Raw genomic sequence first — 12,558 nt, forward strand, 5'->3', positions numbered from 1 at the left:
CAATACCTCCGACCAAACCATCCGCCGTAGGGAGGGAGGAGCGCAGCGGTACCCACGCGGAAACGCGATGGGATCGATGCTTGGATCTTGGCGGCGGGCTTTGGTGGGTATCGCCTATCGGCTCCACCCACCCTACAAATACCTCCGACCAAACCATCCGCCGTAGGGAGGGAGGAGCGCAGCGGTACCCACGCGGAAACGCGATGGGATCGATTTGGATCTTGGCGGCGGGCTTTGGTGGGTATCGCCTACGGCTCCACCCACCCTACAAATACCCCCGACCAAACCTCCTGCCGTAGGGTGGGCGGAGCACAGCGATACCCACGCGGAAACGCGGTGGGATCGATGCTTGGACCTTGGCGGCAGGGTTTGGTGGGTATCGCCTATCGGCTCCACCCACCCTACAAGACCATCCGCCGTAGGGTGGGTGGAGCGCAGCGATACCCACCGCAAGACGCTTAGCGGTTTCGCAGGCGGATGCGACGGAAGCGCGCTTCCAGGCTGAAGCGCTGTCCCAGCGCCAGGTAGATCTGGTGTTGGCTATCGACATGGCGGTAAACCCGGACCCGGTCGGCGCCCAGCAGCATCATGATTTCCAGATAGTTGAAAAAGCCCATCCACTGGCCGCGACCGGCGCGGTCGTCAAAATCGATGTCGCGCGCCACGCGGCTCAGCAGGCCTTTGCCGACGTATTCCCGGTTGTCCTTCAGCCATTGCAACAGGTGAGCCGCGCATTCGCGGCCATAGGCGTGGTCGGCGAGGAGATCCTTGCTGGGCGTGGGCATTTGCCAGTAATGCGGGTAGGTGCGGCCGGGGCAGAAGCGGACGAAGGGGAGCAGTGCGCTCTGTTGCTCCAGGGCGTTCAGTTTGTAGCGACGGCGCGGGGGAAAGTTTTGAGCATGTTGCATGGTGTTTCTCCTGCTGTGACACAAGATAAACCACCTGCCGGGGAAGGCTGAGGGATTAGGCAGGCGCGTGGCAGGATTGGCGTACTGGTCTACTTACCAAACCAGTGAGTGCATGGCACTCCCCCACCATGCGCCTGCCAAATGGCACGGCCATAGTAAAGCTGCTCACGCGGCATGCCGCGTAAGCAGAAGTTGGTAAGTAGAGGACGGGACGCCAATCCCGTGTACCGCTTGTTTTGGCGGCAACGTGGGGATTGTTGCCGAGCGGCGGGCGGGGGTCAAGGCGAGGCGGCTTCTTGATCGTTTCAAGATATCCACAGATGGGGCGGAATGGGAAAGTTATCCCCAGTCAACCCATATGGCTAAGCCGCTCGCCATTTTCAAACGGGTCGGCGTTGCGTTAGCGGCCGGGCGCCGGCCCCCATTTCGCCAGAGTCTCGCGCTCTTCCTGGGTCATCTGGGTCAAATTGGCCAGCGGCATGTATTTGGACGCCACCGCCTGCTTGATTCGGTGCGCGTTGATGAGAATCTCCTGCGCATCGTCAAACTTCAGGCCGGCCGGCGGCGCCACGAAACCGGCCTGACTGGGCGTGGCCGAGTGACAGGAGAGGCAGCGGTTTTGAATGATGGCGTGAATCTGCCGCAGACGGACATCGGCCGCCGTTTGCGCCGCCGCCGGTTCAGCGGCGTCCACCGCGGCTTGCGGCGCCGCGGGCGCGGTATTGGGCGGGGGCGGCGCGGCCAATAGCGCCACGCCGACCAGCAGCAGGCCGCCCAGCGCCGGCAGCAGCGGCCGCTGGCGGCCGGAGTGGCGCAGCACGAAGTATTGGCGGATCAGCGCGCCGGACAGGATGAACAGCACCATGATCAGCCAGGCGTGGCGGCTGCCGAAGGTGAAGGCGTAGTGGTTGCTGATCATCAGGAACACCACCGGCAGCGTGAAATAGGTGTTGTGCACCGAGCGCTGCTTGCCGCGCAGTCCATCCAGCGGATTGGGTTTGTCGCCGGCCTGGATGGCGCGCACCATGCGGCGCTGACCGGGAATGATCCAGAACAGGACATTGGCCGACATGCAGGTGGCCATGACCGCGCCGGTGATCAGGAAGGCGGCGCGGCCCTGGAAGATGTGGCTGCTGGCGTAGGCCGCCAGCGCCATCAGCAGCGCCACGGCCAGGCTGAGCGCGCCGTCGCGGTTCATGTCCGGGCTGATGCGGCGGCAGAGCTGATCGTAGGCCAGCCAGCCGCCCAAGAGGAAGGCGACGGCGATTAAGGCGGCCGCGCCGCCGGACAAGGCCGCCGCCCAGGCCCAGGGGCTGGCGGGGTTGACCAGGTAGAAGGCGGGATTGAGCAGGTAGAGCAGGGAGAACAGGCCGAAGCCGGACAGCCAGGTGGCGTAGGATTTCCAGAATGACCAGTGCAGTTTGTCGTCCAGCGGGAAGGGCGGTTGGCCCAGGTATTTCTGGTTATGGTAAAAGCCGCCGCCGTGTACGGCGAACATCTCGCCGTGCAGGCCGCGCCGGGCATCGGCGGGGGCGGGCGGCGACAGGCTGTTGTCCAACATGACGAAGTAAATCGATTCGCCTATCCAGGCGATGGCGGCGATCACGTGCAACCAGCGCAGCAGCAGGTTGCCCAGCTCCAGCAGGTAGTTTTCCATGGCGAGGTTTCCGGGTGGGGGACGGGAACAGCGTCAACTGCCGCGGTAGGTGGAGTAGCTCCACGGCGTCAGGACCAGCGGCACATGGAAGTTTTCGTCCGCCTTGGCGACGCCGAAGCGCAAGACCACCTGATCTAGAAAGCGCGGTTCCGGCAGCTTCACGCCTTGGGCGGCGAAGTAATCGCCGGCATGGAATAGCAGTTCGTACACGCCGGCGCGCAGTTGCTCGCCTTCCAGCAGCGGCCGTTCGCAGCGGCCGTCGCTGTTGGTCGTCGCCTCGGCCAGCAACAGCCGTTGTTCTCCGTCCAGCCGGTACAACTGGCAGCGCACGCCCGCCGCCGGCTTGCCGTGCATGGTGTCCAGCACATGGGTGGTCAATTTGCCCACGGTTGTTTCTCCTTTGTTGTGCGGCCCGATCTGGCGGACCTGTTGTCGATCTTGCTGTTCGCGATGGCGATTTAAAATTGTCGACAATTTGTGTTGACGATAGTGTTTGCCAACGACAATAATTGTCAACAAAATTCTGAAGGCATAGAGCGGGATATGGAAATACCGGGAGAGGACATGTTGCATTCCGCTAACGGAACGCAGGCCGCGGCGCCCAGAGCGTCCACCTTGGTGGGCGACGGCGCGCCGAGCAATGACGCCGATCGTTTGTACTGGGAAATCTTCGACGCGGTGATAGACCAGCGCTTATTGCCGGGGGTCAAGCTGACCGAGGCGGTGCTGTGCGACGCCTTTCAATGCTCGCGCAGCAGCGCCCGCAGCGCGCTGGCCCAGCTGGCGCACGACAAGATCGTCGACATCCTGCCCAACCGCGGCGCTTTCGTCGCCAAGCCGGACGAGAAGGAAACCCGCGATGTGTTCGAGGCGCGGCGCATGGTGGAGGCGGCGATTCTGGACAAGCTGCTGGCCTTGCCCGATCTGGCCGAGCGCCTGCCGCCGATGCGGCGCATGGTGGCCGACGAGCGCGCCGCCTTCGAGCGCGGCGACCGGGTCAGCTGGATCCGTCTGTCCAACGCCTTCCATGTGCAATTGGCGCGGCTTGCCGACAACGAGGTGTTGACCGAGTTGATGCACGGCCTGTGTTCGCGCACTTCGCTGATCATCGCTTTGTACGATGTGCCCGGCCGCAGCGCTTGTTCCTTCGACGAGCATGAAGCGATTCTGACGCGGCTGGAGGCGGGGGACCGCGCCGGCGCGGCGGCGGCGATGCACCATCATCTGGAGGATTGCGAGCGGCGGATGAAGGTGGAAACCCATACCCATTTGGACCCGTGGACGGTGTTCAATCTTAAGCGCTGACAGCGGGAAGGATGGCCATGCAGGCGGATTATCCACGCGATTTGATCGGCTACGGCCGCGATCTGCCGGAGGCCAATTGGCCGGGCGCGGCGCGCATCGCCGTGCAGTTCGTGCTCAATTACGAGGAAGGCGGCGAGAGTTGCGTGTTGCACGGCGACGCCGGCTCCGAGCAGTTCTTGTCGGAAATCATCGGCGCGGCGGCCTACCCGGCGCGGCATCTGTCGATGGAGTCGATTTACGAGTACGGCTCGCGCGCCGGGGTGTGGCGCATTCTGCGCGAGTTTGAGCGGCGCGGCCTGCCCTTGACGGTGTTCGGCGTCGGCATGGCTTTGGAGCGGCATCCGGAGCTGGCCGGCGCGCTGGCGGAGCTGGGCCACGAGATCGCCGGCCACGGCTATCGCTGGTTGCATTATCAGCAGGTGGACGAAGCGGTGGAGCGCGAGCACATGCGGCGCTGCGTGGAGGCGATCCGTCGTTTGACCGGCCAGCGTCCGTCCGGCTGGTATACCGGCCGCGACAGCCCCAATACGCGCCGGCTGGTGGCGGACGACGGCGGCTTTCTCTACGACTCCGATTACTACGGCGACGATTTGCCGTTCTGGACCCTGGTGCGGCGCAGCGACGGCGGCGAGCAGCCGCATCTGATCGTGCCTTACGCGCTGGACACCAACGATATGCGCTTCGCCACCGCGCAGGGCTTCAATACCGGCGAGCATTTTTTCAGCTATCTGAAAGACGCGTTCGACGTGCTTTACGCCGAAGGGGCGGACAAGCCGCGCATGTTGTCGGTGGGTCTGCATTGCCGCTTGATCGGCCGGCCCGGCCGCTTTGCCGGCCTGTGTCGTTTTCTCGATTATCTGGAGCGTCATCCGCGGGTATGGATCTGCCGGCGGCTGGACATCGCCCGGCATTGGTGGGAGACGCATCCTTTCACCGGAGAGCGGCCATGTCCTTGACGCTGGAACGCATCAACGCCCTGCCGACGGAGCAGTTCGTCACCGCGCTGGGCGGTGTTTTCGAGCACTCGCCGTGGGTGGCGGCGCAGGCGGCCGGCCTGAGGCCGTTCGCCAGCGTGGCGGACCTGCACGGCTGCATGCGGCGGCAGGTGGAGGAGGCGGGCGCGGAGGCGCAATTGAAACTGATCCGCGCCCACCCGGAGCTGGCCGGCAAGGCCGCGCTGCGCGGGGAGTTGACCGCCGAATCCGCCGCCGAGCAAGGCGGCGCCGGCCTGGATCAGTGTTCGCCGCAGGAACTGGAGTTGTTGCGGCGGCTGAACGCCGACTACCGGGCCCGTTTCGGTTTTCCCTTCATCCTGGCGGTGCGCGGCTATGGGCGCGCCGGCGTCATCGCCGAGTTCCAGCGGCGGCTGGCTGCGGAGCCGGAGGCGGAACGGCTAGCCTGTTTGCAGCAAATCTATCGGATCGCCGGCCTGCGCTTGGCCGAACTGATTTCTTCCTGATCCCGCGCCTAGACCGGAGCCGCCATGTCCAGCCAGATTCTCGTCATGTACTTGTTGTCCATCCTGGTGGTGATCGCCGTGCCCGGCCCCCTGTCGCTGTTCATGGTCGCCACCAGCGCCGAGCATGGCCTGTTGCGCGCCTGGCCGGCGTTTGCCGGCGGCGTGCTGGCGTCTTTGTCGCTGCTGCTTTTGTCCGCCTTGGGCGTGGGCGCGCTGATCCTGGCCTCTCCCGGTCTGTTCTCCGTCCTGCAGACGCTGGGGGCCGGCTATCTGCTGTGGCTGGGTTTCAAGACCTGGCGCGGCGCCGGCCGGGCCGCGGCGGCTCAGGGCAGCCGAAAGGCGGCGCCGGCGCAATGGTTTTCCCATGCTTTTCTGCTGGGCATCAGCAATCCCAAGGACATCGCTTTTTTCGTGGCGCTGCTGCCGCAGTTTATCAACGCCCAAGCGCCGCTGGCGCCGCAACTGGGCTGGATGGCGGCCGGCTGGGTGGCGATCGATTTATCGTGCAAGACCGCGTACGGCCTGTTGGCGGAGCTGTTCTTCCAGCGTCTGGCGGTGCTGCGGCTCGTCTTCCTCAAGGTTTCGGCCTTGTTTTTTCTCGCCTTGGGGCTGGCGCTGATTTGGAGCCGGCTGGCGGCATGAACGGCGTACGGCGCGCGCGCCGACGTCATTGATAAGGAGAAAGTTTGATGGCGCTTGTCAATCACCCGGCGGGAACGGCGCTGCACGCCCCGGCGGTCGAGGTGCCGGAGTTCGCCCGGCGTTACGCCAATCTGGCCGCGGCGGATTTCGGCGCCAGGGTCCTTGCCTGTTCCGATCAGTGGTTCGCCGCGGCGGAACGGATGCTGCAAGCGTCCGAGCCGGTGTTCATCGTCGGCGAGTTCGACGATCACGGCAAATGGATGGACGGCTGGGAAACCCGCCGCCGCCGCAACGGCGGCTACGACCACGCGGTGATCAAGCTGGGCCTGCCCGGGGTGATCAAGGGACTGGACATCGACACCAGCCACTTCAGCGGCAACTACCCGCCGGCGGCCTCGGTGGACGCCTGCCGTTCGGCCGGCGATCCGGACGAAGGCAGCGAGTGGGTGGAAATCCTGTCGGCCACCTCCTTGGGCGCCAGCGCTCATCATTTCATCGCCATCGACGATGCGCGTGATTGGACCCATCTGCGTTTGAATATTTACCCGGACGGCGGCGTGGCGCGTTTCCGCGTCTACGGCCAGCCCGCCTGCGACTGGGCGCGACAGGACCCGGACGCGCTGCATGAGGTGTCGGCGCTGGAAAAGGGCGGCCGCATCGTCGCCTATAACGATGCCCACTTCGGCGTGCCCTTCCGGCTGATCATGCCGGGGCGCGGCGTGAATATGGGCGACGGCTGGGAAACCCGTCGCCGCCGAGAGCCGGGCAACGACTGGTGCATCGTCGAGCTGGGACATGCGGCGCTGGTGGACAGCATCGAAGTCGACACCGCGCATTTCAAGGGCAATTACCCGGATCGGGTCTCGGTGCAGGCGGCTTACGTTCGTCAAGGCACCGATCAATCCATCGTGACCCAAGCCATGTTTTGGGAGCACTTGTTGCCGGAGCAGAAAACCGAGATGGACCGGCAGCATTTTTACGACAAGACCATGCTGCGCGATCTGGGCGCGGTCACCCATGTGCGGCTGAACATCTTCCCGGACGGCGGAGTCAGCCGGTTGCGGATTTGGGGACGGCTGGCGGATTGAGCCGCTCGCCCTTGCCGACGGCGTTCTGTTGAGGAGCGAGGCATGAGGATTCTAAGCTTGGAACCGTTGACCAAACAGGCGTTCGCCCCGTTTGGCGATGTGATCGAAATCGACGGCAGCGATTGGTTTCCCATCAATCAGGGCAGCACTCGCCGCTATCACCGGCTGGGCCTGGTGGAGGCCGGCGGCGGCCAGCCCGGCATCAGCATGGCGCGCGGCGACGCGCATGGCCTGCCGTTGGAGATCCGCATGCTGGAACGGCATCCGCTGGGCAGCCAGGCCTTCATCCCCTGCAGCGGCGCCGCCTGCGTGGTGGTGGTGGCGCCGGCAGGCATGGGCGACCGCCCGGACGAAGACCGGATTCGCGCCTTCCTGGCGCGCGGGGATCAGGGCGTCAACTACCACCGCGGCACCTGGCACCACCCGCTGACCTGTCTGGAGCAGGTGGGCGATTTCATTCTGCTGGACCGCATCGGCACCGGCGACAACTGCGACGAGGCCGTCTTGTCGCGCCCCTGCCTGATCAAACCGGGCGGCGCGGGCTGAGCCTGCGCCGCCTTCCCTTTTTGCTGTCAAGGAGTCGATTGTGTAATACCCGCAAGTCGCCAGGACCGCGTGTTTGAAAAAGCGGCCCGGCATCTACCAAGGAGACGAGCATGGATGGCAAGCAGACGGTGCACCCGGTGGATCAGCCCCTGCCGGCGGGCAAGCTGTTCACCCTGGGCCTGCAGCATGTGTTGGTGATGTACGCCGGCGCGGTGGCGGTGCCGCTGATCATCGGCGGTTCCCTGGGCTTGCCCAAGGAGCAGATCGCGTTCTTGATCAGCGCCGATTTATTCTGTTGCGGGCTGGTGACGCTATTGCAGTGCGTGGGCTTCCGCGGTCTGGGCATCCGGCTGCCGGTCATCATGGCGGTGACTTTCGCCGCCGTGGGCCCGATGGTGGCCATTGGCGGCAACCCGGCGCTGGGCCTGCCCGGCATTTTCGGCGCCACTATCGGCGCCGGGGTGCTCAGCCTGTTGCTGGTGCCGCTGATGGGGCGCTTGATCGGCCTGTTTCCGCCGCTGGTCACCGGGGTGGTGATCACGTCCATCGGCCTGTCCATCATCCGCGTCGGCATAGACTGGGCCGCCGGCGGCAGGGGCAACCCGGATTACGGCCATCCGCTTTATCTGGGGGTATCGGTGGCGGTGCTGGTGTTCATCCTATTGATCACCCGCTATCTGAAAGGCTTTTTCTGCAATATCGCGGTGCTGCTGGGTTTGCTGTTCGGCTTTGTCCTGGCCTTGCTGCTGGGCAAGGTCAATCTGGGCGGCCTGGGCGAGGCGGCCTGGTTCGCGCCCATCGCGCCCTTCCGTTTCGGCATGCCGCGCTTTGAGCTGTGGTCCATCCTGACGCTGACCGTGGTGATGCTGATCATCTTCGTGGAGTCCATGGGCATGTTTCTGGCGCTGGGGGAGATCGTGGAACGTCCGGTGGACAGGGCGGCCTTGGTGCGCGGCCTGCGGGTGGACGCGCTGGGCACGGTGATCGGCGGTCTGTTCAATTCCTTCCCGCATACCTCGTTTTCCCAGAACGTCGGCCTGGTGGGCGTCACCGGGGTCAGCAGCCGCTGGGTGTGCGTGATGGCCGGCGGCATCCTGGTGGTGTTTGGCCTGGTGCCCAAGATGTCGCTGATCGTGGCGTCTATTCCGCCCTTTGTGTTGGGCGGGGCCGGCCTGGTGATGTTCGGCATGGTGCTGGCCACCGGCATCAAGATTCTGGGCAAGGTGGACTATCAGACGCAGAGGCATAATCTGCTGGTGGTGGCCATCAGTCTGGGTCTGGGCATGATTCCCACGGTGTCGCCCGGTTTTTTCCGGCAACTGCCGGAGGTGCTGGCGCCGCTGCTGCACAGCGGCATCCTGTTGGCCACGGTCAGCGCGGTGGCGCTGAATGTCTGGTTCAACGGCCTGGCGCGGCCGCGGGAGACGGCGTCGTCAGGCGTCGCGCTTGGGGAGGCCGCGCATTAGCGGGGGCGGGGTTGCGGCGGCCTGGGATCAGGCCGTCTCGGCGCCCGCCGCCGCGATCTCGCGCTTGTCGCCGTACATTTTGCGGTCCGCCACCGTCAGCAGTTCGTCGATCAACAAGCCGTCCTCCGGGTAATAGGCGATGCCGATGCTGACGCCCACCGTGATCAGGTTATCGTTGACCTCGTAGGGCTGATGAATCACCTGTTTCAGGCGATTGACGATTTTGTCCGCCTCGCGGTTGGATTCTATGTCTTCCATCAGCACCACGAACTCGTCGCCGCCCAGCCGCGCGACCGTGTCTTCGCCGCGCAATTCTTCTTTGATGCGGGCGGCGATCAGTTGCAGGATGCGGTCGCCGGTGATGTGGCCGTAGGTGTCGTTCACCGGTTTGAAGCGATCCAGGTCCAGGAACAGCAAGGCCAGCCGCTTGCCGCTGCGGTCCACCCGAGAGATGGCGTGTTGCAGCCGGTCGTAGAACAGATTGCGGTTGGCCAGGCCGGTCAGACGGTCGTGATTGGCCAGGTAGAACAGTTGGTTTTCACGCTGGCGACGTCCGTGCGCCAGTTGCAGATAGTGGTGCGACACCAGCAGCAGGCCGGCCAGCAAGGCCAGCGACAGGAATAGCAGCATGCCCCATTCAAACGCGCCTATCTGCCGCCAGCCCAGTTGCTGGCTGATGGTGAGCAAGAGCGGCTGGCTGGCGCCGCCCAGCGGATGGCGGGCTTCCAGCCGGGGGAAGAGCAGGGTTTCCAGGGCGCTGGCGCGTGCCGCGTCACGCAGCAGGGTGGGCGGGCCGGGCGGCGGGTCGTTGCGGTGGAACAGGCGCACTTCCACGCCCTCGCGCAGCGCCAGCGGGCTGGGCAGCAGGCTGTCGGCGCGTATCGCCATGGCGGCGAAGTGGGCCGGCGCCAGCGGGGCGGCCAGCGGCTTGCTCAGCATATCGTCCATGGCGCGGATCAGCAGATAGCCGGCCGGGAGGCCGGGCAACTTGATCTGACTGGAGATTTCCATCCGTCCGCTTTCCAGCGCGTTCTGAAGGGCTTGGCGCGCGGTTTGCAGCCGGCCCAGGTCCGCGGCCAGCAGGCCGGGCTGGGGCATGGGTTCGATGAAGGCGAGCGGGAACAGGCCGAAGCGGCCTTCCCAGCCGTCGCCGCTGGCGGCGGGCAGGGGCAGCGCCTGGCCGTACAGCTGCTTCAAGCGTTGTCTGAACATCGGCAATTGGCCGGGACTGATGCGTTCGATATGCCCCAGCCACTGGATCTGGGGATAACGGCGCAGCAGTTGCCGGGCCAGCCTTTTCTCGGACGGCAGGCTCCAGCTGCGGTCCAGCGTGCTGAAGGTGGCGTAGCTGTCCAGCACGGTTTCATGGCTTTGCAGTTTTTGATTGAGCTGTTCGGACAGCAGCAGGGCGTCGCGGTTGAATTGCTGCTCCGCGCCCAGCAGCGCGTGACTGGCGACCGACAGGGCCACTAGCGCACTCAGCACCAGCCATATCGCGATGCATCCTGCATAAACCAGCCGTGTCCGCATGTAGCAACCGTAGGAAGGGGGAAAGAGGGGATGACAGATTTTATAAGAAGGAGCGGCTATTTTTTAGCTTTGACTGATGAAAAAGCGGGTTTTAAGTAGTTGTACGTAAAACAATACTGTGGTTTTTCGGGATGAGATTGAAATCAAACGGCCCGCCAGGGCGGGCCGTTTGGGCGTTGAAGAGACGGGGCTTTGCTCTTTGAAGGCTGTTTTAAAGCGCTGTCTCGCCGTTGCTCAGCGCGCCTGCGCCCAGTCGGCGATCAGGCGTTGCGGCGTGCCGCAGGCTTTGCGCTTGAGCACGAAGTTGCGGCATTTTTCCAGGAACTGGCCGCGGTTTTCCACCATGTCCTGGCGCATCTCCAGCAGCTCGGTCTGGCGGCAGCGCTCCATGCGCTCCAGATCCAGCTCGGCCTTGCGCGCGCGCTGCGGGCGGAAGCGGTCGTCGCTCAGCGCCAGTCCGGCGGCCTGCCGCAGCCAGACGCCGAAGTCGTGCGGGTCGTGCGGGCCGATGTCGTGGACCATGCCCAGACGCCAGGCTTCGCGCGCGCTCAGCGGCAGGCAGGCTTCGGTCAGCTGCTGGGCCTGTTCCTCGCCCACCGCGCGCGGCAGGCTGTAGGTCCAGTATTCCGAGCCGTACAGGCCCATGGTCTTGTAGTGCGGGTTGAGCACCACGCCGCCGCGGGCGAACACCAGATCGGCGGCCAGGGCCAGCATCACGCCGCCGGCGCCGGCGTTGCCGCTCAGGCCGGACACCACCAGCTGCCGCGCAGTCAGCATTTCCTGGCAGACGTCGTCTATGGCCTGGATATTGGCCCAGGCTTCCAGCCCCGGTTCCGGCGCGGCCTGAATCACGTTGAGGTGGACGCCGTTGCTGAAGCTGCCGCGGCCGCCGCGCACCAGCAGCACGCTGGTGTCCTGGGCCTTGGCCCAGCGCAGGGCCTCGCTCAGCCGCCGGCATTGCTCGGTGCTCATCGCGCCGTTGTAGAACTCGAAGGTCAGCTCGCCGACGCGGCCGTATTCGCGGTAGCGGATGGGCTGATAGCTTTCCTCGCAGTGAGGATGGGTGGCGAGGCTCCAGTCCAACCGCGGCACGTCGTCCAGCAAGCCGGCCAGCACATGGCGCGCCGGGCGTTTGAAGGTTTCTTCGCCGGCCTCCGGCTTGCGGCGCAGCGCGCCCAGCCACAGGCTGTGCTCGCCGGCGCCCACCAGCACGGCGTCGTCGTGCACCGCCAGCAGTTGGCCAGGCTGGCCGGCGCGGTAGTCCAGATGGGCGTCGTAGACGTAGTAGTCGCCGCCGGCCAGTTGCGTCAGCACGCCGGGCTGGCCGTCGGCGGCGTCGATGCGGCGCTTGATCTCGGCGGCGGGCTGTTGCCACAGGAAGGCGCGGTCGCTTTGCCGCATATTGGCTTGCAGCCGGCCGCGCACATGCGCTTGGCCGTAGTCCAACGGCGCGGGCTTGAAGCCGGTGCCGAACTTCTCCACCACGTCGCGGATGCAATACAGGGCGGCGTCGCTGACCGGGCCGTTGTAGAGCTCGGATTTGCGCACGTCCGGCGGCATGTCGAATTCGCAGCTGGACCAGATCGGGCCGGCGTCCATTTCCTCCACCGCCTGCAGCGCGGTGACGCCCCAGCGTTTTTCCCGCAGCGTGATGGCCCAGTCCAGCGCCGAGGCGCCGCGGTCGCCGACGATGCCGGGGTGGATGATGACCACCGGCCGGCTGGCGTCGCGCCACAGGGTTTCCGGCACCCGGTCCTTGAGGAAGGGGCAGATGACGAGATCGGCGCCGGATTGCTGGATGTTGGCGCTGACTTCCTGTTCATTGGTGAACAGCTGCACGCTGACTTGGTGGCCGGACTGGCGCAATTCCAGCCAGGCACGCTGGGTGAGTCCGTTGAACGCCGACGACAACAAGATGATTTTCAATGACCGCATGACCGCTCCTTGCCCAAAAATG

At 65.2% G+C, this 12,558-nt stretch carries 12 protein-coding genes; 7 read left to right on the top strand and 5 right to left on the bottom strand.

Annotated features, from left to right (window positions below; all coding sequences use genetic code 11):
* Positions 1–458: 458 nt before the first annotated feature.
* From QUG03_RS14515 to uraH, 3 genes are all read right to left on the bottom strand, one after another.
* Positions 459–908, bottom strand: coding sequence for a hypothetical protein (locus QUG03_RS14515; protein WP_500820302.1), 450 nt, complete (start codon positions 906–908; stop codon positions 459–461).
* 400 nt (positions 909–1,308) lie between these two features.
* A complete protein-coding gene (locus tag QUG03_RS14520; RefSeq protein WP_500820303.1) occupies positions 1,309–2,565 on the bottom strand; it encodes a urate hydroxylase PuuD in 1,257 nt (418 codons plus the stop codon).
* A 33-nt stretch (positions 2,566–2,598) separates the two neighbouring features.
* The gene (gene uraH / locus QUG03_RS14525) at positions 2,599–2,952 is read right to left on the bottom strand and encodes a hydroxyisourate hydrolase (RefSeq protein WP_500820304.1); all 354 of its coding nucleotides are present in this window, start codon (positions 2,950–2,952) and stop codon (positions 2,599–2,601) included.
* A 177-nt stretch (positions 2,953–3,129) separates the two neighbouring features.
* Here uraH and QUG03_RS14530 point away from each other — a divergent pair, with 177 nt between their 5' ends.
* The 7 genes from QUG03_RS14530 to QUG03_RS14560 all read left to right on the top strand — a co-directional run bounded on the left by QUG03_RS14530 (position 3,130) and on the right by QUG03_RS14560 (position 9,071).
* Positions 3,130–3,870, top strand: coding sequence for a GntR family transcriptional regulator (locus QUG03_RS14530; protein WP_488905690.1), 741 nt, complete (start codon positions 3,130–3,132; stop codon positions 3,868–3,870).
* Positions 3,871–3,887: 17 nt separating this feature from the next.
* The gene (gene puuE / locus QUG03_RS14535; RefSeq protein ID WP_488905689.1) at positions 3,888–4,826 is read left to right on the top strand and encodes an allantoinase PuuE; all 939 of its coding nucleotides are present in this window, start codon (positions 3,888–3,890) and stop codon (positions 4,824–4,826) included.
* Positions 4,817–5,329, top strand: coding sequence for a 2-oxo-4-hydroxy-4-carboxy-5-ureidoimidazoline decarboxylase (gene uraD / locus QUG03_RS14540; protein ID WP_253313552.1), 513 nt, complete (start codon positions 4,817–4,819; stop codon positions 5,327–5,329). Before puuE ends, uraD begins: the two co-directional genes overlap by 10 nt.
* 24 nt (positions 5,330–5,353) lie before the next feature.
* On the top strand, positions 5,354–5,971 hold the full coding sequence (locus QUG03_RS14545) for a LysE family translocator (protein ID WP_486636360.1): 618 nt from the start codon (positions 5,354–5,356) through the stop codon (positions 5,969–5,971).
* A 47-nt stretch (positions 5,972–6,018) separates the two neighbouring features.
* Positions 6,019–7,059: an allantoicase gene (gene alc, locus QUG03_RS14550; RefSeq protein WP_488905688.1), complete on the top strand. Its 1,041-nt coding sequence runs from the start codon at positions 6,019–6,021 to the stop codon at positions 7,057–7,059.
* A 42-nt stretch (positions 7,060–7,101) separates the two neighbouring features.
* Positions 7,102–7,605: an ureidoglycolate lyase gene (locus tag QUG03_RS14555; protein ID WP_488905687.1), complete on the top strand. Its 504-nt coding sequence runs from the start codon at positions 7,102–7,104 to the stop codon at positions 7,603–7,605.
* Positions 7,606–7,715: 110 nt separating this feature from the next.
* Positions 7,716–9,071: a nucleobase:cation symporter-2 family protein gene (locus QUG03_RS14560; protein WP_107797758.1), complete on the top strand. Its 1,356-nt coding sequence runs from the start codon at positions 7,716–7,718 to the stop codon at positions 9,069–9,071.
* 27 nt (positions 9,072–9,098) lie between these two features.
* Here the strand turns inward: QUG03_RS14560 and QUG03_RS14565 are convergent, their stop codons facing one another.
* Complete coding sequence (locus tag QUG03_RS14565; protein ID WP_500820305.1) at positions 9,099–10,556, bottom strand: diguanylate cyclase domain-containing protein; 1,458 nt, start codon at positions 10,554–10,556, stop codon at positions 9,099–9,101.
* 279 nt (positions 10,557–10,835) lie between these two features.
* Entirely contained in the window at positions 10,836–12,536 is a 1,701-nt protein-coding gene (locus tag QUG03_RS14570) for a hydrogenase maturation protein (protein WP_500820306.1), read from the bottom strand.
* Positions 12,537–12,558 lie beyond the last annotated feature (22 nt).

Source organism: Chromobacterium sp. CCUG 30098 (assembly GCF_059916605.1).